General features: G+C 58.5%; 19 protein-coding genes. 6 read left to right on the top strand and 13 right to left on the bottom strand.

The window, feature by feature from the left end:
- Window positions 1-7: 7 nt before the first annotated feature.
- From rpsA to purU, 8 genes are all read right to left on the bottom strand, one after another.
- On the bottom strand, window positions 8-1,702 hold the full coding sequence (rpsA, locus tag D0851_RS00270) for a 30S ribosomal protein S1 (protein ID WP_117616841.1): 1,695 nt from the start codon (window positions 1,700-1,702) through the stop codon (window positions 8-10).
- A gap of 130 nt (window positions 1,703-1,832) precedes the next feature.
- Window positions 1,833-2,513: a (d)CMP kinase gene (gene cmk, locus D0851_RS00265; protein ID WP_117616840.1), complete on the bottom strand. Its 681-nt coding sequence runs from the start codon at window positions 2,511-2,513 to the stop codon at window positions 1,833-1,835.
- Window positions 2,513-4,741 carry a bifunctional prephenate dehydrogenase/3-phosphoshikimate 1-carboxyvinyltransferase gene (locus D0851_RS00260; protein ID WP_117616839.1) on the bottom strand — a complete coding sequence of 743 codons (2,229 nt, stop codon included), beginning with the start codon at window positions 4,739-4,741 and terminating at the stop codon, window positions 2,513-2,515. The genes cmk and D0851_RS00260 overlap by 1 nt, the downstream gene beginning before the upstream one ends.
- Before the next feature lies 1 nt (window position 4,742).
- Window positions 4,743-5,867, bottom strand: coding sequence for a histidinol-phosphate transaminase (gene hisC, locus D0851_RS00255; protein WP_117616838.1), 1,125 nt, complete (start codon window positions 5,865-5,867; stop codon window positions 4,743-4,745).
- A gap of 48 nt (window positions 5,868-5,915) precedes the next feature.
- Window positions 5,916-7,013: a prephenate dehydratase gene (pheA, locus tag D0851_RS00250; protein WP_117616837.1), complete on the bottom strand. Its 1,098-nt coding sequence runs from the start codon at window positions 7,011-7,013 to the stop codon at window positions 5,916-5,918.
- A 2-nt stretch (window positions 7,014-7,015) separates the two neighbouring features.
- On the bottom strand, window positions 7,016-8,098 hold the full coding sequence (gene serC, locus D0851_RS00245) for a 3-phosphoserine/phosphohydroxythreonine transaminase (RefSeq protein WP_117616836.1): 1,083 nt from the start codon (window positions 8,096-8,098) through the stop codon (window positions 7,016-7,018).
- 50 nt (window positions 8,099-8,148) lie between these two features.
- Window positions 8,149-10,761: a DNA gyrase subunit A gene (gyrA, locus tag D0851_RS00240; RefSeq protein ID WP_117616835.1), complete on the bottom strand. Its 2,613-nt coding sequence runs from the start codon at window positions 10,759-10,761 to the stop codon at window positions 8,149-8,151.
- Window positions 10,762-10,887: 126 nt separating this feature from the next.
- On the bottom strand, window positions 10,888-11,742 hold the full coding sequence (gene purU, locus D0851_RS00235; protein ID WP_117616834.1) for a formyltetrahydrofolate deformylase: 855 nt from the start codon (window positions 11,740-11,742) through the stop codon (window positions 10,888-10,890).
- A 143-nt stretch (window positions 11,743-11,885) separates the two neighbouring features.
- Here purU and ggt point away from each other — a divergent pair, with 143 nt between their 5' ends.
- From ggt to ftsH, 3 genes are read left to right on the top strand one after another with little or no spacing between them, the layout of a single operon-like run.
- Window positions 11,886-13,649, top strand: coding sequence for a gamma-glutamyltransferase (ggt, locus tag D0851_RS00230; RefSeq protein WP_117616833.1), 1,764 nt, complete (start codon window positions 11,886-11,888; stop codon window positions 13,647-13,649).
- Between the two features lie 42 nt (window positions 13,650-13,691).
- A complete protein-coding gene (locus D0851_RS00225) occupies window positions 13,692-13,940 on the top strand; it encodes a thiamine-binding protein (RefSeq protein ID WP_117616832.1) in 249 nt (82 codons plus the stop codon).
- On the top strand, window positions 13,937-15,847 hold the full coding sequence (gene ftsH / locus D0851_RS00220) for an ATP-dependent zinc metalloprotease FtsH (protein WP_117616831.1): 1,911 nt from the start codon (window positions 13,937-13,939) through the stop codon (window positions 15,845-15,847). The genes D0851_RS00225 and ftsH overlap by 4 nt, the downstream gene beginning before the upstream one ends.
- A 9-nt stretch (window positions 15,848-15,856) precedes the next feature.
- On the opposite strand, the gene D0851_RS00215 is transcribed toward ftsH, so the two are convergent.
- From D0851_RS00215 to amrB, 5 genes are read right to left on the bottom strand one after another with little or no spacing between them, the layout of a single operon-like run.
- Window positions 15,857-16,582 (bottom strand): ZIP family metal transporter, encoded by a 726-nt coding sequence (locus D0851_RS00215; protein WP_117616830.1) that lies wholly within the window; start codon window positions 16,580-16,582, stop codon window positions 15,857-15,859.
- A 34-nt stretch (window positions 16,583-16,616) separates the two neighbouring features.
- Window positions 16,617-17,483 (bottom strand): universal stress protein, encoded by an 867-nt coding sequence (locus D0851_RS00210; RefSeq protein ID WP_117616829.1) that lies wholly within the window; start codon window positions 17,481-17,483, stop codon window positions 16,617-16,619.
- Window positions 17,476-19,875, bottom strand: a complete 2,400-nt coding sequence (locus D0851_RS00205) for a Lon protease family protein (RefSeq protein ID WP_117616828.1) — start codon at window positions 19,873-19,875, stop codon at window positions 17,476-17,478. The genes D0851_RS00210 and D0851_RS00205 overlap by 8 nt, the downstream gene beginning before the upstream one ends.
- Window positions 19,875-20,435 carry an AmmeMemoRadiSam system protein A gene (gene amrA / locus D0851_RS00200; protein WP_117616827.1) on the bottom strand — a complete coding sequence of 187 codons (561 nt, stop codon included), beginning with the start codon at window positions 20,433-20,435 and terminating at the stop codon, window positions 19,875-19,877. Before amrA ends, D0851_RS00205 begins: the two co-directional genes overlap by 1 nt.
- A 1-nt stretch (window position 20,436) precedes the next feature.
- Complete coding sequence (gene amrB, locus D0851_RS00195; protein ID WP_117616826.1) at window positions 20,437-21,237, bottom strand: AmmeMemoRadiSam system protein B; 801 nt, start codon at window positions 21,235-21,237, stop codon at window positions 20,437-20,439.
- A gap of 131 nt (window positions 21,238-21,368) precedes the next feature.
- Here amrB and amrS point away from each other — a divergent pair, with 131 nt between their 5' ends.
- The 3 genes from amrS to D0851_RS00180 all read left to right on the top strand — a co-directional run bounded on the left by amrS (window position 21,369) and on the right by D0851_RS00180 (window position 25,586).
- Entirely contained in the window at window positions 21,369-22,466 is a 1,098-nt protein-coding gene (amrS, locus tag D0851_RS00190; protein ID WP_117616825.1) for an AmmeMemoRadiSam system radical SAM enzyme, read from the top strand.
- Between the two features lie 6 nt (window positions 22,467-22,472).
- Complete coding sequence (locus D0851_RS00185; RefSeq protein WP_117616824.1) at window positions 22,473-24,833, top strand: DUF748 domain-containing protein; 2,361 nt, start codon at window positions 22,473-22,475, stop codon at window positions 24,831-24,833.
- A gap of 87 nt (window positions 24,834-24,920) precedes the next feature.
- Window positions 24,921-25,586 carry a 1-phosphofructokinase family hexose kinase gene (locus tag D0851_RS00180; protein ID WP_117616823.1) on the top strand — a complete coding sequence of 222 codons (666 nt, stop codon included), beginning with the start codon at window positions 24,921-24,923 and terminating at the stop codon, window positions 25,584-25,586.
- Window positions 25,587-25,800: the final 214 nt, after the last annotated feature.

Raw genomic sequence — 25,800 nt, 5'->3', positions numbered from 1 at the left:
CGGAAATTCATTCCTTATTGGCGTTTTGCTGCTGCATCTGCTCCTTGATGAGATCACCGATGGTGGTCGCACCAGAAGAGGTTTCGGCAGTCTTGGTCCGCACATTTTCCAGGGCCTGCTTGTCGTCCTCAACATCCTTGGACTTCACAGACAGGTTAATGATGCGGTTCTTGCGATCGATGCTGATGATCTTCGCTTCTACTTCTTCGCCTTCCTTCAGCGCGTTACGTGCGTCTTCAACACGGTCACGACTGATTTCCGAGGCTTTCAGTACCGCTTCAACTTCGTCGTTCAGGGCAATGGTAGCGGCCTTGGCATCAACTGCAGACACGGTGCCCTTAACAATAGAGCCCTTGTCGTTCAGCTGCACAAACTCGGCGAACGGATCGCTCTCAAGCTGCTTGATACCCAGGGAGATACGCTCTCGCTCCGGATCAACAGACAGGATAACGGTTTCAACTTCGTCACCCTTCTTGTATTCGCGAACCGCTTCTTCGCCAGTCTCGTTCCAGCTGATGTCAGACAGGTGAACCAGACCGTCGATGCCGCCGTCCAGACCGATGAAGATACCGAAGTCAGTGATTGACTTGATCTTACCGGAGATGCGGTCGCCCTTGTTGAAGTTGCTGGAGAAATCTTCCCATGGGTTGGATACGCACTGTTTGATACCCAGGGAAATACGACGACGCTCTTCGTCGATATCCAGAATCATCACGCCCACTTCGTCGCCTACCTGGACAACCTTGGACGGATGGATATTCTTGTTGGTCCAGTCCATTTCGGACACGTGAACCAGACCTTCAACACCTTCTTCCAGCTCGGCAAAGCAGCCGTAGTCGGTCAGGTTGGTAACGCGTGCAGTCACCTTGCTGCCTTCCGGATAACGACCCTTGATATCAACCCAGGGATCTTCGCCCAGCTGCTTCAGGCCGAGGGACACACGGTTGCGCTCACGATCAAACTTCAGAACCTTGACACTGATCTCATCGCCCACGTTAACGATTTCGCTCGGATGCTTGATGCGCTTCCAGGCCATATCGGTAATGTGCAGCAGGCCGTCAACGCCGCCCAGATCCACGAACGCGCCGTAGTCGGTCAGGTTCTTGACGATACCCTTGATTTCCATACCTTCGGTCAGGGTTTCCAACAGAGCTTCGCGCTCAGCGCTGTTTTCAGCTTCCAGAACGGCGCGGCGGGAAACAACCACGTTGTTACGCTTCTGATCCAGCTTGATAACCTTGAATTCGAGTTCCTTGTTCTCCAGGTGCGCGGTATCGCGGACCGGACGAACATCTACCAGAGAGCCCGGCAGGAAGGCGCGGATACCGGCCAGATCGACAGTGAAACCGCCTTTGACCTTGCCATTGATAACACCCTTAACCACTTCCTCAGCTTCGAAGGACTTCTCGAGTACCTTCCAGGCTTCTGCACGCTTGGCCTTTTCACGGGACAGACGGGTTTCACCGAAACCGTCTTCCACAGCGTCGAGAGCTACATCGACAACATCGCCGATAGCAATTTCCAACTCGCCTTTTTCGTTCAGGAACTGGGAGGCGGGGATAACGCCTTCGGACTTCAGTCCGGCGTTAACGGTGACCCAGTCGTTGTCGACGTCAACTACGGTTCCCTGGACGATGGAACCCGGCTGCATGTCAATTTCTTTCAGGCTTTCTTCAAAAAGATCCGCAAAGCTCTCGCTCATTATGAGTCCTATATGATCAACGCAAGTGTGCTCCGTGCCACCAGCAACACGGTCTGTTAATAAGTTCCGGATCAAGCCTGTGGCTGGCAGATAACGCTACATCCGGCATTTCAACGACAAAAAGGTGTAGTCAGGCCTGGCCTGCCGCGGCCATACACCTGTCTAGCACCTCTCCTATACCCAACCCCGTAGAATCAATGACTTGCGCATCATCTGCGGGCTTGAGAGGGGCTGCGGAACGGTTCATATCCCGTTCATCACGAACCCGTATCTCCTCTAAAAGGGCGTCAATATTAACATCGACACCCGCGTCCTTCAACTGGCTGTAACGCCTTCTGGCTCTCTCCTCGGCGCTTGCCGTCAGGAAAATCTTGACCGGCGCATCCGGGAACACCACGGTTCCCATATCCCGGCCATCGGCCACCAGGCCCGGAGCCTGCCGGAAGTCCCGCTGGCGCTGCAACAGCGCGTCCCGGACCGGCTGCATCACGGCCACTTTCGACGCGTTATCCCCGGCGGACTCCGTACGTATATCTGCGGTCACGTCCTGCCCTGCCAGAATAACCCGGACCGGCTCACCCTCGGGCGTGGGTTCGAACGCCACATCCAGCCCGGCAGCCACTTTGACCAGCCCTTCCTCGTCGTCCAGGGCGACACCCTGCCGGACGGCGGCCAGAGCCGTCAGCCGGTACAAGGCCCCGCTATCCAGCAAATGCCAACCCAGCTTCCTGGCCAGCATTTGGGTAACGGTGCCCTTGCCGGATCCTCCGGGGCCATCCACCGTGATCACCGGCGCTCTGTTATCCGCCATTATTCAGCCCCCTCGGCTGAAATATTGATTCCCGTACTCTTTGCGAGCTCCACAAATCCCGGGAAAGACGTTGCCACATTGGCGCAGTCGGTCACGGTAATATCGCCTTTGGCCCGCAGCGATGCCACTGCGAAAGACATGGCAATACGGTGGTCGCCCTGGCTGTTGACGGTGCCGCCGCCAATGGTCTGGCCACCATCAATGATGATGCCGTCCGGCGTAACGGTGGTTTCCACACCCAGGGCGGCAAGGCCGTCTGCCATCACCTGGATCCGGTCACTTTCCTTGACCCGCAGCTCCTCGGCGCCTCGCAGAACCGTTCGGCCGGTGGCGCAGGTTGCCGCGATGAACAGCACCGGGAATTCGTCAATCGCCAGTGGCACCTGGTCTTCGGGAATATCAATACCCTGAAGTTCCGCCGAACGCACGCGCAGATCGGCTACAGGCTCACCACCGATTTCGCGCTCATCCAGAACCTCAATACTGGCGCCCATCCGGCGTAGAATGTTGATCACCCCCACCCGGGTCGGGTTCATACCTACATGGCGAAGGATCAGGTCGGAACCGGGCGCAATGCTCGCAGCCACCAGAAAAAAGGCCGAGGAAGAAATGTCGGCAGGTACGTCAATGTTTGTGGCCGTCAGCTTGCCACCACCACTGACACTGGCCGTCGCGCCGTCACGGTGTACGTGGTAGCCGAAGCCCGCCAGCATGCGCTCGGTATGATCCCGCGTGGGTGCCGGCTCGGTAACCGATGTGCTGCCTTCAGCGTAGAGCCCGGCCAGCAAGAGGCAGGACTTCACCTGGGCGCTGGCTACCGGCATTTCATAATGGATACCGGACAGCTTCTGGCCACCGCGTATCTTCAGCGGCGGGCGACCACCTTCGGCCGTGTCAATCACTGCCCCCATGGCTCGCAACGGGTCTGCAACCCGGCCCATGGGGCGGCCGGAGAGACTGGCGTCGCCGGTCAGCTCAGAGTCAAACGGCTGGGCTGCCAGCAGGCCTGCAAACAGGCGCATCGCGGTTCCGGAATTACCAAGATACAACGGGCCACGGGGCGCCTGCAGCCCATGCATGCCAACACCGTGAATCCGGACGAAGCCATCTTCCGGGCCTTCGATCGTGACACCCATATCCCGGAACGCCTGAAGCGTCGCCAGGCTGTCCTCACCCTCCAGGAATCCCTTAACCTCGGTGACGCCGTTGGCAAGCGCACCCATCATGATGGAACGGTGCGACATGGATTTGTCACCGGGTACCCGGATATCACCGGAAATAGCGCCACCGGGCTGAAGACGGAACCTTACCTGCTTTTCACTGTTTTTTGTCACGTAAGCCTGTCCTGAGAGCATCTTTGAAAAATGTTCACGCGCCGCTTTGGCGCGACTGAAAACCCTTAACAGGGTCGCACTGTCCTGGTTAGCAATGGCCGTGCGCAGCTGTTCCAGGTCGTGAGTAAAATGGTCGATTACCCGAAGAACCGCCTCGCGATTCGAGAGAAAGATATCGTGCCACATCACCGGATCACTGGCAGCAATCCGGGTAAAGTCCCTGAATCCACCGGCCGCATAACGGAAAATGTCCATGTTCTCGTCTTCACCCGCCAGGGTGTCGACCAGAGAAAAGGCAATCAGATGGGGCAAATGGCTGGTGGCCGCCAGCACTTCGTCGTGATAGGCCACAGACATGGTCAGCACTGTCGCGCCACAGCCTTCCCAGAGTCCTTTCAGACGTGCCAGATGCGGCTCACTGACATTGTCCGGAGGCGTAAGAATCACCTTGTGGTTGGCGAACAGCTCCGGACTGGCCGCCCGGATGCCGCTCTTTTCAGAGCCCGCGATCGGGTGGCCGGGAATCACCAGCGGCGAAAGGCCACCAAACACGGCCTCAACATCGGCGACAAAGCTGGACTTGGTACTACCCACATCCGTTAGCACTGCTCCGGGCTCCAGGCAGGAGCGAACTTCTTCCAGAACCGCGCGGGTTGCCCTTACCGGCACCGCAAGCACCACCAGATCGGCACCCTTGACGGCATCAGCCACGGTAGGCGCGGCCTCATCTATAACACCAAGCTCTTTGCCGAGTTGCAGCTCCTCGCCGCGCTGGTCTGCACCAACCACCCTGCCAGCCAGGCCATTACGCCGGATAGCACTGGCCAGGGAGCCGCCAATCAGCCCCAGACCAATCACTGCAACCCGCTTAAAAAGAGGTTCGGAAAGCGCCATGTCAGTCGCTCAGCCCCGAGGATGTCAGTGCCTGCGCCAGCGCGTCGATAAACCGCTCGTTCTCTTCCGGAAGCCCAACCGAGACACGGAGATGGCGCGGCATGCCATAACCTGCAATCGGGCGGACAATCACACCGTGGGCCAGAAGAGCCTGATATACCCCCATGGCCTGCTCACCCACTTCCACCGCAATAAAGTTGCCGGCAGAGGGAATGTAACTGAGCCCCATGCGATCGAATGCCTGCTCAAGCTGGCGCAGGCCGGCACTGTTCACCTCCCGGGAGCGCTGAAGGTAGTCTTCATCATCCAGCACCGCCGTGGCCGCAGAGAGCGCAACCGTGTCGACGTTAAAGGGCTGACGCACGCGGTTGAGGGTGTCGGCAATGGCTGCGGAGCTGACGCTGTAGCCCACCCGCAAACCGGCAAGCCCCCAGGCTTTGGAGAAGGTCCGGCACACGAGCAGGTTCGGGAACCGGGAAAGCAGTTCCACACCGTCAGGATAGTCGTTACCGGTGAGGTATTCGCAGTAGGCCTCATCCAGCACCACGAGGACCTCGGCCGGAATCTTCTTCAGGAAGGCCTCAATGGCATCGGCCTTGTGCACCGTACCCGTGGGATTGTTCGGGTTGGCGACAAAAACCAGCCTGGTACGGTCGGTGACCGCCGCCGCCATCGCCTCCAGATCATGCCCCCATTCCCGGGCAGGCACGGACACGCCCTTTGCGCCAATGGCCCGGGTCACCAGAGGATAAATGGCGAACGCATACTGGGAGAAAATGACTTCCGAATCGGCATCGGCAAAACAGCGGGTGATGACTTCCAGAACGTCATTGGAGCCATTGCCGAGGGTGATCCGGTCCAGCCCGACACCCAGGCGCCTTGACAGCGCCTGCTTGAGATTGAAGCCGTTGCCGTCCGGATACAGGCACAGTTCAGACAATGCCTGGCGGGCGGCAGAAAGCGCCTTTTCGCTAGGCCCAAGCGGATTTTCATTGCTGGCAAGCTTGATAATTTCAGCGGGATTCAGCCCCAGCTCCCGCGCCAGTTCCTCAATCGGTTTTCCTGGCTGGTAGGGCGACAACGCCTGCACGCCCCGGACCGCCAGACTCTGGTAATCAATGGCCATAAAACGTCCTCGACACTCCGTACTCAAAAAAACTGCCGGTTCGGGTACTCAAAGAACGCCAATCGGGTAGGAACCCAACCGCTTGAGCTCAACGGCTTCGTCCTCCACTTCTGCGAGAACCTTGCGCACCTGATCGCCCTCCATATGCCCTTCAAAATCGATGTAGAACACATAGGCCCAGGTACCACTGGGCGACGGCCGGGTTTCGATACGGGTCAGGCTGAGGCCATGGCGATGGAACGGCTCAAGCAGCTGGTACAGTGCACCCGGCTTGTTTCGCATGGAAACCAGAATGGAGGTCTTATCGTGACCGCTGGCAGGGACTTCTTCCCGGCCGATGATCAGGAAACGTGTGGTATTGTCCGGACGGTCTTCAATGCTGTTGGCCAGTTTTTCCAGGCCATAGAGCTCAGCCGCCATGTCGCCGGCAATCGCCGCCGATCCGGGCTCCGCGCCCGCACGTCGCGCCGCTTCGGCGTTGCTGGAAACTGTCACCCGCTCAATACCATAGCGATGGGTGTCCAGCCACTGGCGACACTGGGCAAACGACTGCTGATGGGAATAGATCCGGGTAATTTCCTGATCCTTGTGCTTCGGAGACACCAGCAGGTGGTGGTGAATCCGCAGTTGCACTTCACCACAGATTTTCAGGGGCGAGGACATGAACATATCGAGGGTGTGATTGATCATGCCCTCGGTGGAGTTCTCCACCGGCACCACACCGTAATGGGCAGCGCCGGATTCAACCTCCCGGAATACCGCATCAATCGCGGGCAGCGGCACGCTGATCACCGAGTGACCAAAATGCTTGAGCGCTGCTGCCTGGGTGAAGGTACCCACCGGCCCCAGGAAGGCAATGTGCATGGGCTTTTCCAGCGCCAGGCAGGCCGACATGATTTCCCGGAACAGACGGGCCATTTCCTCACAGGACAATGGCCCCGGGTTCTGCTCCTTGATTCGGCGCAGCACCTGGGCTTCCCGCTCCGGGCGATAGAAAAATACGTCCTGCCCCGGATTGGCTGTGGTCTTGACGTGGGCGACTTCCTGGGCACAGGTTGCCCGGGCGCTGATCAGCTCCATGAGCTTCTGATCAATCTGATCAATCTCGTCCCTCAGCTCTGCGAGCCGGACCTGCTCATCACTCATGGTCAGCCACGCTCCTTCGCAAATTCAGTCATATATTCGATCAGCGCATCAACACCAGCCTCGGGCATCGCGTTGTAAATACTCGCCCGCATACCACCCACCGAGCGGTGGCCGGCCAGGTTCAGCAGGCCACGGGCATTGGCTCCTTTCAGGAATTCACCGTTCAAGGCGTCGTCTGCCAGGGTAAACGGCACGTTCATCCAGGACCGGAAACGCGGTTCAATGGGGTTGGCGTAGAAATCATTGGTGTCGATGAACCCATAGAGCTTTCTGGCCTTGCGCAGGTTCACTTCACCCATGGCCGTTACACCACCCTGCTCTTTCAGCCACTGGAACACCAGGCCCGCCAGATACCAGGAATAGGTCGCGGGGGTGTTGTACATGGACCCGTTATCGGCAATCACCTGATAGTTCATCATGGTGGGGGTCTCCCTGCGGGCCTTACCCAGCAGATCCTTGCGGATAATGACCACCACCAGGCCCGAGGGGCCGATGTTTTTCTGGGCGCCGGCGTAGATCACGCCAAACCTGGAAACGTCCACCGGCCGGGAAAGCATGGATGAGGACATATCCGCCACCAGCGGGACCGACGGGCTCTCCGGAACAAAGTCGAACTCCAGACCGCCAATGGTCTCGTTCGGCGTGTAGTGCAGGTACGCTGCATCTGCACTGGTCTGCCAGGAGGACTGGTCAGGAATCGTGGCAAAACCGCTGTCTTCCGAGCTGGCCACCACGTTCACAGTGCCATAGCGGCTCGCCTCGGCAATGGCTTTCTTGGACCAGATGCCCGTATTCACATAGTCAGCAGCGTTTTTTTCACCCAGCAGGTTCAGGGGAATGGTGGAAAACTGGCTGGACGCCCCACCCTGCATAAAGAGAACGGCGTAATCGTCCGACACGCCGGCCAGTTCACGCAGATCTTTTTCTGCAGTTTCGGCAATCCGGACAAACTCGTCGCTGCGATGGCTCATTTCCATCACCGACATGCCGGTACCGCGCCAGTCGAGCATTTCATCCCGCGCCTGACGAAGCACGCTTTCCGGCAAGGTTGCCGGGCCTGCACAAAAATTATACGCCCTGCTCATGTTGCTGTGATCTCTCAAGTCTTGCTGAATCTGTCTATGGCAGGGCCGGCTTATTCTTCGCCGGCACCTTCACCTTCTTCCGTGCTGCTGTCTGTCGCTGCGTCTTCGCCTTCACCGTCAAGTGCTTCGTCATCGGTTTCAGCAATGCGCTCTACGCCTACCAGGCGCTCATCTTCCTGACCAAGCTTGATCAGACGCACACCCTGAGTGTTCCGGCTCAGAACGGACACTTCGTCGGTACGAGTCCGCACCAGTGTACCCTTATCCGAAATCAGCATCATTTCATCACCATCAAACAGCTGCAGGGCTGTTACCAGGTTGCCGTTCCGCTCAGAGCACTGCATGGCAATAACGCCCTGGCTGCCCCGGCCATAGGTCGGGAATTCGTCGATGGCGGTACGCTTGCCGTAACCGTTCTCACTGGCGGTCAGAATCACACCGCCTTCCTGCGGAATAATCAGGGACACCACGTGGTGACCTTCCGGCATCCTGATACCGCGAACACCGCGGGCTGTCCGGCTCATCGGACGCACCGCCCCCTCGGCAAAGCGAACGGCCTTGCCGGCAGTGGAGAACAGCATGACTTCGGCGTCGCCCTCGGTAATGGCAGCGCCAATCAGGGTATCGCCTTCATCAAGGGACAGGGCAATCAGGCCGCTGCTGCGCGGACGTGAGAAGTTCGGCAGCGGGGTTTTCTTGACCACACCGTTAGAGGTGGCCATCAGCACAAACTGGTCTTCCGGATAGTCACGTACTGGCAGGAAGGTGGTGATACGCTCACCCTCTTCCAGTGGCAGGATGTTGACCATCGGACGACCGCGGGAAGCCCGGCTGGCCCGCGGAATCTCGAACACCCGCAACCAGTAGACCTTGCCGCGGTTCGAGAAGCACAGAATGGTGTCGTGGGAATTGGCGACGAGCAACTTCTCAACGAAGTCTTCGTCCTTCATGGAGGTTGCGGCCTTGCCCCGGCCACCACGGCGCTGTGCCTGGTAATCTTCCACGGCCTGGGTCTTGGCGTAACCGCTGTGGGAAATGGTGACCACGAGATCTTCTTCGTCAATCAGGTCTGCAATCGTCAGATCACGCTGGGAACTGGTGATCTCGGTACGGCGCTCATCACCGAATTCGGAAACAACCGCTTCCAGTTCTTCACGAATAACCTGCATCAGGCGGTCCGGGTCGCCCAGAATTTCCAGCAGGCCGGCAATCTTTTCAAGGATGTCCTTGTATTCGTTCTGCAGCTTCTCGGTTTCAAGGCCGGTCAGGCGGTGCAGACGCATATCCAGGATCGCCTGGGTCTGCTCCGGAGACAGGTAGTACAGGCCGCTACGCAGGCCATAGATTTCCGGCAGGTCGTCCGGGCGACAGGCGTCTTCGCCGGCACGCTCCAGCATGGCCAGGACATCGCCCGGGGCCCAGCCCTTGGCCATCAGCTTTTCTTTGGCTTCCACCGAACTGGGCGAGGCCTTGATCAGTTCGATCATCTCATCGATGTTGGCCAGCGCAACCGTGAGGCCTTCGAGGATATGGCCACGTTCGCGGGCCTTGCGCAGCTCATAGATAGTCCGGCGGGTAACCACCTCACGGCGGTGGCGCACGAACGCATCGAGCATCTGCTTGAGGTTCAGCGTTTTAGGCTCGCCATTGATCAGCGCCACCATGTTGATACCAAACACCGTCTGCAACTGGGTGTGGGCGAACAGGTTATTGACCACCACATCCGGATTTTCGCCCCGGCGCAGTTCGATCACAACCCGGATACCTTCCTTGTTGGATTCATCCCGCAGTTCGGTAATACCCTCGAGGCGCTTCTCTTTCACCAGCTCGGCGATCTTTTCGATCAGGCGAGCCTTGTTCAGCTGATACGGCAGCTCGGTGATAATGACAGCGTCGCGATTGGTTTTGTTATCGTGCTCGATTTCATGACGGGCACGGACATAGATGCGGCCACGGCCGGTGCGATAGGCCTCGACAATGCCCGCACGGCCATTGATGATACCCTCGGTCGGGAAGTCAGGGCCGGGAATGAAGCCCATCAGCTCATCAATAGTAAGATCCGGATTGTCAATCAACGCCAGGCAGCCGTTGACCACTTCCGTCAGGTTGTGGGGCGGAATATTGGTGGCCATTCCCACGGCAATACCGGAGGAACCATTCACCAGCAGGTTCGGAACCCGGGTAGGCAGAACCTCGGGGATCCGCTCGGTGCCGTCATAGTTATCAACGAAATCGACGGTTTCCTTGTCCAGATCCGCCAGCAGGGAGTGGGCGATCTTCTCCATGCGAATCTCGGTGTAACGCATGGCTGCGGCGTTATCACCATCAATGGAACCGAAGTTGCCCTGGCCGTCTACCAGCGGGTAGCGCAGCGAGAACGGCTGGGCCATACGTACGATGGTGTCGTAAACCGCAGAGTCACCGTGAGGGTGATATTTACCGATAACGTCACCCACCACACGGGCGGACTTCTTGTAGGCTTTGTTCCAGTCGTTGTTCAGTTCGGACATGGCGAACAGAACACGGCGGTGAACCGGCTTGAGGCCATCCCTCACATCCGGAAGCGCCCGCCCGACGATAACGCTCATGGCGTAATCGAGGTAGGACTGTTTTAACTCGTCTTCAATATTGACCGGCAGGATCTCTTTGGCTAACTCACCCATCGAGAAAGGTTCCTTTGCGTTATCTGGAAGTCGTATCGGAGCCGTGTCCGGGCCCCATAGTTATGCTTCAACAAGCCGCCAAGTCTATCACAGTCGCACCCTTTCCGGGGCAACTGTGAGGCAGCCCTAATCAAACACCACAGTCTTGTTTTCGAAGGTAATCACCCGGTCTTCGATGTGCGAACGCAGACCGCGGGCCAGCACGTTCTTTTCCACGTCCTTGCCCAGGCGAACCATATCCTCAATGGAGTCACTGTGGGTGATGCGGATGACGTCCTGCTCGATGATCGGGCCCTCGTCGAGGTCCTGGGTCACGTAGTGGCAGGTCGCGCCAATCAGCTTTACTCCCCGGCTGTAGGCCTGGTGGTAGGGGCGGGCACCGGCAAAAGACGGCAGGAAGCTGTGGTGGATGTTAATCACCTTGCCAGCGTATTTTTCACACAGTTCGCCCGGAAGGATCTGCATGTACCGGGCCAGCACCACCACATCCACTTCGTATTTGTGGAAGAGGTCATTGATGTGGGCGAAGGCATCTGCTTTGTTTTCCTTGCTGACTGGCACGTGGTGGTAAGGAATCTCGTGCCATTCCACCATTCTGCGAAGGTCATCGTGGTTGGAAATCACCGCCACGATCTCGGCATTGATCTCCTTGCTGTGCCACCGGTACAGCAGATCTGCCACACAGTGGGATTCCTTGCTGCACATCAGGATGACTTTCTTCGGCTGGGCCGAATCGGCAATGTGCCAGTGCATATTGAATTCACGGGCAATGGGCTCGAACGCGGCACGGAACTGATCCAGGCCAAACGGAATCGAGCTGGCCTTGATTTCGTGCCGCATGAAAAACCAGCCGGTATGGGTGTCCGAGTGGTGACTCGCCTCGGTAATCCAGCCATTGTATGTCGACAGAAAATTACTCACCTTGGCGACAATTCCCACCCGATCGGGGCAGGAAATCACAAGACGATAGGTATGCTCCATGAAAGCCTTTCCTTAACTGAAACCCGGGAAAGCAGGTGCGTCGGGGAATCACCACCGGCATTAACGGCAGGTTAACGATACGCACCTATGAAAATGACCGGCTATCATAGCCTATCTGAACGCCAGAAACGAGGAATGGAGATATGGGCAGAGACCTCTACCAACACACAACCAAAAACCTCGCCAGAGCACGCTCAGGCCGCCTTTCGATTGCAACGACCCTCGCCTTTCTTGTGGTTATCGGGCCGGCGTTCGGGCAGGCCATTCTCGAGGGAGAACGGTTTCACCCCGCCACCGCGAAACAGGGCATGGTAGCAACCAGCCACACCCTGGCCACCGAAGTGGCCCTGGACGTACTCAGGGACGGAGGCAACGCAGTTGATGCCGCGGTCACGGCCGGATTTGCCCTGGCAGTAACCCAGCCCCGCTCCGGCAACATTGGCGGCGGCGGTTTCATGCTGATATCCAGAGGCGATGGCTCAGAGCCGGAAGCCATTGATTACCGCGAGAAAGCGCCCGCCGCCGCTACAGAGACGATGTTTCAGGACAAATCCGGCAATGTGGTCCGCGATCGCAGCCGCTTCACCCATCTGGCCGCAGGTGTCCCCGGAACCGTGGCCGGCCTTGCGCTGGCGCTGGAGCGCCACGGCACTATCTCCCTGGAACGGGCACTGGCTCCGGCCATCAGACTGGCCCGGGAAGGATTTATTGTCCCCCACCGCTTTACCGAAGGCCTGGAACAGGCCCGTGAAAGGCTCGAACGCTGGCCCGCCACTCTTGCCACCTTTTATAGGCCGGATGGCAGCGCCTGGCAGCCTGGCGAGCGGTTTCACCAGCCGGAACTGGCGGACACCCTGCAGCGGATTGCGGATCACGGCGTAAAAGGCTTTTACGCGGGCGAAACCGCCAGGCTGATCGCCGACGAAATGGCCCGGCACGGCGGCCCGATCACCCTTGAGGATCTGAAAGACTATCGCCCGGAGGTCCGCACTCCAGTTCACGGTACCTATCGCGGGTACGATATCTTTTCCATGTCGCCGCCCTCCTCCGGCGGCACTCACATTGTCCAGATCCTCAACATTCTGGAAGGCTTTCCGATGGCCGACTTCGGCCATAATTCGGCCGATGCGATTCATCACATGGCCGAAGCCATGAAGCTGGCCTACGCCGATCGCTCGAAATACCTCGGCGATACCGACTACGTAGACGTACCCCTGGAAGGCCTTACCAGCAAGGGCTATGCAGAAGAACTCCGAAAAACCATTAATTCAGAAAAAGCCCGCCCTGCCAGCGACATCAATCCCGGCCAGCCGGCCGCCTGGGAAAGCCCCGAAACCACCCACTTCTCGGTGGTGGACAAATGGGGCAACGCGGTCTCTAACACCTACACCATCAATTTCAGTTATGGCTCCGGTATCACGGTCGAAGGTGCCGGTTTTCTGCTCAACAATGAAATGGATGATTTCAGCGCCAGGCCGGGCGTGCCTAACGCTTACGGGTTGATCGGCGGTGAAGCCAACAAGGTTGAGCCCGGCAAACGCATGCTGAGCTCCATGTCGCCCACCATCGTCAGGAAGGACGGCAAAAATGTGCTGGTAACGGGCAGCCCGGGGGGCTCGCGGATTATTACCACCACCTTGCAGGTGATCCTGAATGTGATTGATCATGGCATGAACATCCAGACGGCGGTAAGCGTGCCGCGAATGCACCATCAGTGGCTGCCGGATGAGATTCGCATTGAGCAGGGCATCAGCCCGGACACAATTCGCCTGCTGGAAGATCGGGGCCACACCGTTGTCCGTGGTTCGGCAATGGGCGCCATCCAGAGTATTATGATTGATGAAGACGGTACTCTGTACGGTGGCGCAGATCCAAGGCGAAGCACATCATCAGCCATGGGCTACTGATGACCGTAATTGACCAGGGTCACTGACCTGACCGGAGGCATTATGTATCTTTCTGTACAACTAAGCTGTTATCCCCTGAAAGAAGAGTATAAACAGCCTATACGGGACCTCATCGCCCGGCTCGAGCAAACCGGGCTGGAAGTTTATCCCGGGCGCATGAGCACGGAAATTTTCGGCGGCTATGATGAGGTTATGAAGGTTCTCTCGGATACCATGAAATGGTCATTCGAGACTTACGGCAAATCCGTCTTCGTGGCAAAGATCATGGAGGGCGACCGGAGACCGAAATGACAGCACCGAACGGGCCAGGCAATCCGCAAAAGCCGGAGAACAATCCGCAACCGGCGATACCCAACCAGTACTCGTTCCTGTGGCTCAGTGCCGCCATTTTCCTGATGGTGCTCTGGCTGCAGGACGGTGGGCAGCCACGGCTTCAGGAACTGGCCTATTCCGACTTCAAAACCGCGGTGGTGAACGATCAGGTTTCAGAAGTCACACTCAAGGAAGAGGCTATTACCGGCCTGTTTACCGACAGTGGCGCGGCGTCATTCAGTTCTGACAACCCGTCCAAGGCAAGCACGCCGGGGTTTCACACCATACGCCCGCCCATGGAAGATCCCTCGCTGCTGAGCCTGCTGGAGGAACGCCAGGTGACCATCAGGGCGATGCCCTCGGGCCTGCCCTGGTGGCAGGAGCTGATTCGTGGATTCCTGCCCTGGATACTGCTGCTGGCGCTGATGTTCTGGTTCTGGGGCGCAGCTCAGAAGCGTATGGCCCAGGGGGGCGGCCCCTTTGATTTCAGCCGCTCGAAGGCCCGGAGAGCCCGCAAGGAAACCTCTACAGCCACACTCGATGATGTGGCCGGCATCGAGTCTGCCAAGCGGGAAATCGCGGAGATTATCGACTTCCTGAAATCCCCCGAAAAATATCGGGCCCTGGGCGCCATTATGCCCAAGGGTGTTCTGCTGGTTGGCCCGCCTGGCACCGGCAAGACCCTGCTGGCCAGGGCCATCGCCGGCGAAGCAGAAGTGCCCTTTTACAGCATCAGCGCCTCGGAATTTATTGAAATGTTCGTGGGTGTGGGCGCGGCCCGGGTGCGGGATATGTTCCAGGAAGCCCGGAAGGAAGCGCCAGCTCTGATCTTCATCGACGAGCTGGACGCCATCGGCCGCTCCCGGGGCGCCGGCCTGGGCGGTGGCCACGATGAGCGGGAACAGACCCTGAACCAGATCCTGACCGAAATGGACGGCTTCGAGGCCCACGAAAATGTTCTGGTACTGGCCGCCACCAACCGGCCCGATGTTCTGGACAGCGCTCTGCTTCGCCCGGGCCGGTTTGACCGCAAGGTCACCCTGGACCGGCCCCACAAGGACGCACGCACCGCGATCCTGCAGGTTCACGTTCGCAAGGTGCCGCTGGCCAGTGATGTCGACCTGGAGCAGCTGGCCGCCCGGACCATCGGTTTCTCCGGCGCAGATCTGAAGAACCTGGTGAACGAGGCCGCGCTCACTGCAGCCCGGGAAAACCTCCATGAAGTGAACGCCCACTGCTTTGAGGTCGCCCGGGACCGAATTATCCTTGGCGAGGAGCGGGATGCCCGGCTGTCTCCCGAAGAGCGAAAAGCGGTGGCCTATCACGAATGTGGCCACGCCATCATGGCCTATTACATGCCCAACGCCGACCCGCTCACCAAGCTCACTATCATTCCTCACGGCATGGCCATGGGTGTCACTGAACAGACCCCGAGGGAAGACCACTACACCTATACGGAAAGCTATCTGAAGGATCGAATCAAGGTAATGCTCGGAGGTCGCTGTGCGGAAAAACTGGTTTATGGCGAAGTAAGCACCGGAGCCCAGAACGACCTGAAGGAAGCCACGACACTGATTCGCCGCATGATTGGCCAGTGGGGGATGAGCGAGAAGATCGGCCCCCTCGGCCTGAGCATCGGAGAAGAGCATGTATTCCTCGGCCGGGAAATGGGGCTGCCAAGAGAGTTCAGTGAAAAAATGGCAGAAATGATCGATGGGGAAATCCAGTCACAACTCCTGGCACTGGAGAAAGCGACCCTGGACTTTCTGACTGAGCACCGAAACCAGCTCGAAGCGCTCGCCAAAGCGGTACTGAAAAACGAAACCCTGTCTGCTGAGGATGTCGAGGAAATCCTCCGCAAGGAAGATGCCCGCAAAATTGCCTGACCGGCCGGGTCAGACCTGGCCCAAGAGGTCATGACTGAACAGCGCCATGCAGAAACCCACCACGGCTCCCAGTGGTGGGCCCCAGTGGTGCTCGAGCCTGGATTGCGGAGCGATATCCTGAAAAATCAGGTAGAGAATACCGCCCGAAGCCACCAACATGATCGCGCCCAACGCAATGGGGCGCTCAGACAGGAAGAAATATCCGAGCAAGCCGGCCAGCGGCCCCGTAATCACGAGGCAGCCCATGAATCCCAGAGTTTTCCGGGAAGTATAACCCGGCAGACTGGATATCTCCCGATAGGCGTTGAACCCTTCGGGCAGATTCTGCATCGCAATCAGTACCGCCATGAGCACTGCGGTTTCAGGACTCACCACCGCAAGCCCGCCCAGCGCGGTCGCTTCCGGAATGAAATCCAGCATCACACCCATCAGCTGCGGGGAGTCCCGGCGCTGCAGGCCCAGAATACGTTCAATAACAAAGAACAGAAGCCCGCCGGCGATAATGGCAGGGATTGCCCAAATAGAGTCCCCCATACTGGATTGGCCTTCCGGGATCAGAACCACCGAAACCGCCCCAAGCAAGATGCCACCACCCAGAGCAATCAGGAAATGGCGGAACTCCTCTTCCAGCCAATTGGGGCCGATCCGCTCAAAACTGGCAAGCAAACCGCCCAGTGGAATGCAGGCACCGGCAAGAATGGTTAGACCAACAATGTAGAGAATATCCGGGAACATCAGAGAATCTGACCTTTCGAAAAACGAGGGGCTTTCATGGAGTGACCGTTACCGGAAGATTCAGGGCCTCCAGCAGCTGCTCCGCGCCGGGTTCCCGAAGCAAGGTACATTCCCGGCTGAGCACCAGCTGGGCCGCCTTCTCCTGACGCAAAACCTGGGCAACGGTAACAGGATCGGTCGCTGGAAGCGACCGTACACGAAGGTCTGACTCCCGAATACCGAGGTCCTGCCTGATGGCCTGAAAGGCTTCCGGTGGCATCTCCGAATCCGAACCCAGTAACAGCGTCACAGGCTGATGGGAATGCCTGACAGCCTCTGCCGTCGCCCTGATAGCGCGGCGATTTGCATCCTCGTGGTCATTGAGAAAGACCACAACCCTACCCTGTGGCAAAACCCGTCTTTCACACCAGAGCAATACCCTGCCCGGCGACCTGCGAAGAAGGCCCCTCGCAGTGGAGCCCAGCCGCGCCCCCGGTGCCGAGGACCAGCCAACTCGACCAAGAACCAGAAGATCCTGGGGCCCCGCCAGCGCGAGCACCTCTTCAACAACACTACCACGGGCAATGCTCAGAGTATGCCGGCCACCGTAGTGGGCCACGGCGCCAGCAAGAGCACGACGAGCCCGGCTAGCCAACCTCTGCATGCGCTGCTCAAGCTCGGTCGGATCAAAGGGCCGGCTGACGCCGGACTCCGAGCCGACCTCTCTGGCAAAACCATAGCCCGCACTGCGCAGCAGGTTCAGTTCCTCAACGAACACACCCAGCACATCGGCACCTGTATTCGCAGCAATTTCTGCCGCTGCCTCCAGTGCGGCGCAACTCATTCTGGAGCCATCCAGCAGCACCAGCACACGTCCGGCTGCCGTGCCGGGGTTAGCCTGATCTGCAGGTGCGTCAGTCACTGTCCTTGCCCCCACTGCTGTTCGCGTCTGCGTTGTCATCCCGCTTCTTACTGGCTTCAGCGAACCTCGCCAGCCGCTCGGCAACCCGCCGGTTGAAGCTGTTCTCGGGAAAATCCCCGCTACTGTCGGGTTCCCCGGCCTCCAGGCCGGTTAAAAGCTCAATGGCCTGATTGATGTCAGAGACTGGATAAATCCGGAACCGGTCCTCGGCAACCGCCTGGCGCACGTCCGCTCTGAGCATCAGATGCTCCACATTACTCGCCGGCAGCAAGACCCCTTGCCCCCCTATGTCACCAGCCTCCCGGCAGACCTCAAAAAAGCCCTCTATTTTTTCATTGACACCACCCACCGCCTGAACCTCACCATGCTGATTCATGGATCCGGTCACGGCAAAGGACTGCTTCAGCGGAACCCGGGAAATTGCGGAAAGCAGCACACAGGTTTCCGCCACCGAGGCGGAATCCCCCTCTACGCCGCCGTAAGACTGCTCAAAAGCCAGGCTTGCCGACAGGGACAAATCACCCTCGCCCGCATAACGGCTCGCCAGAAACCGGGAAAGAATCATCACAGCCTTGCTGTGAATCGGACCACCCAGCTTGGCCTCTCTCTCTATATCCACAACCTGACCTTTCCCCGGTCGGGCCGTTGCCGTAATCCTCGCCGGCTGCCCGAACATGGAAGCGCCAAGCCTGAGCACCGACAAACCGTTGACCCGGGCCACTTCCTCACCTTCCGTGGCTATCATCACAATGCCCCGGCTGATCTGCTCCCGGCTTCGCTCCCGAACCCGGCTGGCACGGTATTCCCGCTCATCGATGGCCTGCTGGATGTGGCTGGCTTCAACGGTATCGGCACCGGACTGGCCAGCCCAGTGGTCTGACTCACTCAGAATGTCCCGAAGCACCCGATCGTGGGCGGTCAGCTTGCGCTGATCCGCCGCCAGCCGGCTGGCATGCTCAATCAGCCTCGCCACTGCGTCACGTTCCAGAGCCCGTATTTCGAGTGCTCTGGCCATGGTGGCGATCATCCGGGAATACAGCTCGTAGCAGTCGTCGTTCCGGTCCAGATCATCCTCGAAATCCGCTTCCACCTTGAACAGGTCCAGAAAATCGGGGTCATAATGGGAGAGCAGGTAATACAGCATCCGATCCCCCAGCAGCACCACCTTGACCGAAACCGGAATCGGTTCCGGTTGCAGGCTGACGGTGCTGACAAGCCCATAAAGCCGCTCCAGCGACTCGATCCGGATTTCACCAGAGAGAAGGATTCGCTTAAGACTCTCCCATGCCATTGGCTGGGCCAGCACACGACGGGCGTCGATGATCAGATAACCACCGTTGGCCCGGTGCATGGAACCGCCGCGAATAAGGGTGAAATCGGTGTAGAGATTACCCTGGCGGGCCCGGTGCTCAATCTGTCCGGCCAAGTGCTGGTGATTGGGCAAGTCCTCATAAATGACCGGTGCCCCTAAAGTATCCGCATTGTCCACCAGGAGGTTGACCCTGTAGCGCGCCAGCAAACCGGCCGGGGGACCGTTATCGCTGTCCTGAAAGGCTTCTGCGTGCTCAACCACGTCTTCCCGCACTGCATCCAGGTAGTCAACAACGTCCGGGAGATGCGACCATCGCTCCCGCAGCTCGCCAATGGGGCCACCCAGGGTCAGTTGCACCATTTCCTCATTCAGGGCGTGCACCCGCTCCCGAACTTCCTTCCGCAACCTGGGAATCTGCTGGATGGTTTGCTGGAGTTTCTTTTGTAGCTCCTCAACCTTGGATTCGATCAGCTGCTTCTCTTCATCAGAGAAGGTTTTGTATTCTTCAGGGTCAATCACTTCGCCCTTTCGCATGGGCGCAAAGGTAAAGCCAGCCGGTGTGGTGATCATCGCAATGTTATTGCGGTTTGCCTCCTCCTGGATTTCAAACAGGCCCAGGTGCTGGCGTTTTGCCATTTCTTCCTGCAGTTCCTGCAGCCGTGCCTGGTATTCCTCACTCTCAAAGGCCGCAGGGATGGCCGTGCGCAATTCCTCCGCCAGGTCATCCATGCCTTTCTTGAACTGCTGCCCCTCCCCGGCCGGTAACTGGATGGCCTTCGGACGGTCTGAAAACCGAAAGTTAAAAACATGGCACCAGTCGGGGGGTACCGGCTGTCTCGCCGCATGTTGCGCCAGGAAGCGCTCCGCCAGTTCGTGCTTGCCGGCCCCAGAAGGGCCCAGGACAAACAGATTGAAGCCACTGGCCTGCATACTTGCCCCGAACTCCAGCGCCCTCAGAACCCGATCCTGCCCGCAGGGCTGCTCCAGATCTTCAAGATCGTCCGTGGTGATGAAATCCAGCTTTTCCGTTGGGCAACCGTGGTAAACCTGTTCTTCGGATAACGGGGCGGGTAATGGCATTACATCCTCCTGATGGATTCGACGGTATAGCGAAGTGCCTTGATAGCACCGGACCAGCCCTCTGGCGCCAGCCCTGCTTTCTGCTTCAGGTGGCGAAGAAATTCCTGCGGCTCCGGCAGGCTCTCCCATACCGACGGCAAAAAGGTGGCACGACGATCGCCCTTTACAAGCACCAAGCCATCCGTACCTGGACGCAACTGGGAGAGCAGATCATCCTCGGACTCAGAATACAGAGGTGCGGGCACACTCAAGACCGACACCTGATAGTCCAACAGATCCAGCTCCTGCGCTGCAACCGGGGGAAAGCGGAAGTCCCGAAAAGCCGCAGCAAAGGCATTTTCCGCACAGTCCTGAATAAGGGGGCGCCAGGCCTCCAGAGAACCGACGCAGCCTCTCAAACGGCCAGAGATTGTCAGTGTGACAAAACAGGCTCCGGGCTTTGCCAGCTTTTCGGGATATTCCTCCGGCTCCACCGGCAACGGCTGCCCGCGGTCGAGACCTCGGTAGACAGAGGCTGAAGCCGCCTGTAACAGAGCCTGGCGTTCCTGTTCATTGAGCATGTCAGGCCAGCGCTTCGGTTACAGCATAGGCTCCATAGCCTACGACACGATCCCTCGGCCCAGCCGTGTCACCAGAATTACGCAGATCCAGGGTGGTGACTTTCAGGCCTCTTTTCTGTGCCAGATACAACAGGCCGTTAACCGGGTTTCGCCCGCAGGCATCGTCGTATCCGATATGGCGGTAGTCCAGATTCTCGATGTTTCTGGTGGTATTACTGTCCAGCTCCCGGGCAACCGGGTAGCTGTGGTAGTGGCTCAAATCGGAACTGATGACTATCAGGGTTTCGCCGCCGCCCCAGAGTGTTTCCAGCACTTCGGCCACTTCCTCGGGAGACGTTTCTCCGACAACAAGCGGGACCAGGGTAAAGCGGTCAAAAACCGATTGCAGGAACGGCAAATGCACCTCCAGACTGTGTTCAAGCCGATGAGGCGAATCCAGATACCCGACCTGGGGCAAGGATTGCAGCATCGCCAAGGTGCTTTGCTCCACTTCCACATTGCCCAGCGGTGTCTCGAAGAAATCCGACGTCGGAGCTGCAATGCCTCTCAAAGGCACACGATGAGAGGGCCCCAGAAGTACAATCCGGTGTATGCGGTCATGAAGTTGCGCAAGTTGCGCGTACGCGGTGGCGGCAACCGGGCCGGAGAACTGGTATCCGGCATGGGGAACAATAATGGCTTTGGGAGCCGGTCCTTTCACAGGCACCTGTTTCAGGAAACCGTCCACCATGGTTCTGAGCTGGGCAGGATCGTCCGGATAGAACATACCCGCGACAGCGGCTTTTCGTATGTTGGCAGACATAGCTGGTCACCTGCTTAACAGAGCGATCCGGAACGAGCACGCCCTGGCTATGGAAGAAATTGACACACCTTCGTGAGGAAACTATAGATTATTTGAGGCAATTCGGAAGCGAAATCGCGAGGGATCTCACTGTGGGCGATGTACCCGTTCTTCAGGGCCGCGAGGTTGGGTTCTGGCATTGGCTTGATGACGGCCGCATCCAGTGCGACCTTTGCCCGAGGTTTTGCAAACTGCACGAAGGGCAGCGAGGTCTTTGCTTCGTTCGTGGGCGCCTCAACGATACATTGGTGCTCACTACCTACGGGCGCTCCAGTGGTTACTGCATCGACCCGATCGAAAAGAAACCTCTCAACCATTTTCTGCCCGGCACCCCGACCCTTTCGTTTGGCACAGCAGGCTGCAATCTGGCCTGCAAGTTCTGCCAGAACTGGGACATGACCAAATCCCGGGAAACCGATGAACTGGCAGACCAGGCCAGCCCCGAAGACATTGCCCGGGCCGCTCAGGCGCTGGGTTGCAAAAGCGTTGCGTACACCTACAACGACCCGGTGGTTTTCCACGAGTACGCCATTGATGTGGCCAAAGCCTGCCACGAAGTCGGAGTACGCTCGGTTGCGGTAACCGCAGGATATGTAACCGAAGAACCCCGCCGGGAATTCTACCGTTGCATAGATGCCGCCAACGTCGATCTAAAGGCCTTCTCCGAACGCTTCTACCACAAGGTTACCGGCGGGCACCTGCAACCGGTTCTGGAAACACTCGAATATATAAAACTCGAAACCAGCGTATGGCTGGAACTGACTACCCTGCTCATCCCGGGCGAAAACGATTCGGAGCAGGAGCTGAATGAGATGACTCAATGGGTGGTGGAGAAACTTGGGCCAGACGTACCCATGCATTTCACTGCATTCCACCCGGACTGGAAAATGATGGATACTCCACCAACCCCGCCCGAGACCCTGACCCGGGCCCGCCAGATTGCCATGGCTAATGGCGTTCGCTACGCCTATACCGGCAATGTGCATGATAAGTCCGGCGGTAGTACCTATTGCCACAACTGCGGAGAACGACTCATAGGCCGTGACTGGTATGTACTGAGTACCTGGAACCTGACCGGTGACGGCCACTGCAAATCCTGCGGTACCGCCTGTGCCGGTGTATTTGAAGGTCCGCCAGGGCATTGGGGGGCAAGGAGGCAGCCGGTGCGGCTTAGTGATCACCGGGTGTAACTCATTATGCACAGTGGCTCACTCCGCCGATTCGGCGGCTACCTGCGAACTCGATGGATCAACCCGCGCCGGGTCCGGTTCTGGTTGCTCGTGCTGGTCGCCACTTACACCTTGCTGGGTTTTCTTGCGCTGCCCTGGATTGTTCAGTACGTTGCAGTGAACACAGCGAAGGAGGACCTCGGACGCGACCTTCGCATTGAGTCGGTACACGTCAACCCGTATACGCTGACGCTCCAGATCGACGGGTTCGCACTCGATGATACCGACGATCGGCAACTGATCGCCTGGAAGCAGCTGTTCATCGACCTCAGCTGGTCGAGCGTCATCAACAGGGCCTGGATCTTCCAGACAATTCGTCTCGACGAACCGGTTATTCAGGAGGAACGCTTCGCATCGGGTGAAACCCGTCTCTTGCGGCTGCTCCCCGAGCCCGCCAACAAGGTTCCGGAGGAAGACGAGCCCGCTTCACTACCGGCACTGCGGGTAAAAGACCTGGGCGTAGAGGGCGCTGATCTGCGCTTCGCTGACAATCTCCCGGACGAGACGACTCCCGCCGGTGATAAGCCGAACCGGGTGACGCTGGCGCTGCAGGATGTCGGGCTATCCGTGAAGGAATTCTCGCTGCAGGAAGGCGCACGCTTTCCGGTGCGTATGGGTGGAAAGCTCGCGGGAGGCGGTGTGCTCGCCTTCGACGGCACGCTTGGGCTTCGACCGGTCCTCATCCTTGAGGGCGAAGCCCGTATCGATGAACTGGCACTGGCGCAGGCCGAACCGTACCTGCGGCAGCTCGCGGCTGTGCGGATCGACAGCGGGGTACTGAACCTGAGCGGGCATATGCGTACAGAGGCGCAGGAGCCCCTTGCCTTTCAGGGTGCCGCCGGGATCGACGCGCTGAACATTGGCGATGGTTCCAATGACGAACCGCTTATCGGCTGGGACAGCGTCCGGACCGAACAGCTCGACCTCAGTCTCGGAGACAGGCAACTCGAGACTGCCCCCATCACCATTGACGGCCTGTCCGGTCGAGTGGTCGTCCATGAGGATCGGACCACCAATTTCGGACGACTTATAGCGAAGGATACGCCACCCAGCGCTGAGGAGGATGGCGGCGCTGCGCGTTCGAACGAGGGGGCAGACCCGTTCGGTATCACCATTGAGGGCATCACGCTCACCGACAGCACCCTCCAGTTTGCGGATCACTCTCTGCCACTGCCGTTCTCAACGAGCATCCACTCGTTGGACGGACAGATATCAACGCTGAGCTCCACCTCGGCCCAGCCGGCGCAGGTAAATCTGGAAGGCCAGGTCGCAGACTACGGCCTGGCGCGTATCGGCGGTACCGTACATGTCTGGAATCCCATGCGGGAGACCAACCTGGTACTGACCTTCCGCAATCTTGAGGTCCCGGGATACTCTCCCTATACAGTGCAATTTGCCGGCCGCAAGATCGCCGGGGGAACCATGGACCTCGATCTCGACTATAGCATCAATGACCAGCAGTTGGACGGCCGCAACAACCTGGTGCTCCGTGATCTGAAGCTTGGCGAGAAGATGGCCTCTGCCGATGCAATGGACCTGCCGCTCGACCTTGTTATAGCACTGCTCAAGGACCGCAATGGCGTCATCGATCTTGACATCCCGGTGAACGGGGATGTTGGCGAGCCCGAATTCGACATCGGCCAGGTCATCCGCCAGGCACTCAGCCAGACCCTCGTGTCCATCGTCCAATTCCCGTTTCGTTTTCTCGCGAGCCTCGTCGGCGTCGACTCTGAGGAATTTGGCCGGATTGATTTCCCGGAGGGGCGCAGCGATCTCACTCCTCCCCAACGCGAGCGCGTTGCCAAGCTCCGCAATGCCATCAACCAGCGACCGGCGCTGAACCTGGAGCTTACTGGTCCCTTCAACCCGACTCTGGACGGTCCGCACCTGCAGCACGGGAAAGCTGTGGAAGCCCTTCAACAACGCCTGATCGAAGCGGGTCGTGAAGTCCCGGATCCCAGCCTGACGAGCGCGTCCACCCAGGATGTTGTCGAGACGATGTTCGCCACCCTTTACCCGAATACGGATCTGAAGGCAGTCCAGACACGTTTCACCGGGACTCAGGATGGCTCATCGGACCGAACCGGATTTGACGCTCTCGCCTATCGTAACCACCTGGCCGAGCGGGTCATTGCGGCACAATCCGTTACCGACGCCGACCTCAAGGCTCTCGCCAACGCCCGAGCAGCGACGGTGCGGGACGCCTTGGCCGACGTGGGTGCGGATAGCAGCATCTCGGCTGATCGGGTGCGCATTCTGGATCCAGAAGAGGTCGATTCAAAGGAGGGCGGACAGGTTACCATGGAAGTCGGGATCGCCGCGGATTGAGACATGGCAAGCCCGGAAAAGCACACCAACGTCCCGGAGCAATATCTGAGTATTGTTGCCTGACCTGATGATGGCCGCGTTCTGCTGATGAAGGGACGTCACCGGTTTTATACGGGTGCCCAGTATGAGGTCAGTGGTGTCGGCCCTATGGTGTCGACCGCACAATGGGAACACTTGCTCGACCAATTCGAGACCCATTGCAGTGAGGGGCTGGGGGTTATCACCGGCTCGTTACAGCAGGGCTTGCCGAAGGACCTGTATGCCGAGGCGGTGCGTCGGGTGCGGGCATCCGGGGGGCGTGCGGTCGTCGACTCGCACAATGAGCTGCTACTGCACGCGATCAAAGCCCAACCTTTCCTGATTAAGCCCAACCGTTTCGAATTGGAAGCCCTGGTCGGGCAGCCTCTGACGAATCAACAGAATATCGTTCGGGAAGCCCGCCAGTTGCAGGAGCGGGGCGTGACCTGGGTCTGCGTCTCTATGGGGGCTGAGGGTGCGTTGCTGGTGACGTCGTCAAGTGTCCTTAAAGGCGAAGCGCCTTCGGTCCCCGTGATCTCCACGGTCGGGGCCGGTGATTCGATGGTGGCCGGTATGGCGGGGCTATTGGCGCAGGGCGCGGCGGACCGGGATGCGTTACGTGAGGGCATTGCCTGCAGCGCGGCAACGGTGATGCAGCCAGGGACCGAGTTGTTCGATAAGGAAACGGTTGATCGGCTGCGTGGTGAGGTTCGGGTGACGCAGCTTTCGATGTGAACGGGTAAAAACGAAAAAAACGCGACAGATCTTTTTTAAAGTCAGCCCAGAGGACACTCAAAAAATAAATCCAAAAAATAAATCTGAAAATGGGTGTCCCGCTTTTCCATGTAGATTCATCTCCTTGGTGTGATCGCTACTCACCACATTATTGTCTAATTCCAAGTCTGACTCTCCATAGTCTGTATAACCAAGAGCTTTGCGGCAACTTTGG

Origin of the sequence: Marinobacter sp. Arc7-DN-1, from assembly GCF_003441595.1 — a bacterium.
GTDB lineage: Bacteria > Pseudomonadota > Gammaproteobacteria > Pseudomonadales > Oleiphilaceae > Marinobacter > Marinobacter metalliresistant.
This window is presented reverse-complemented; position numbering and strand designations above follow the sequence as displayed.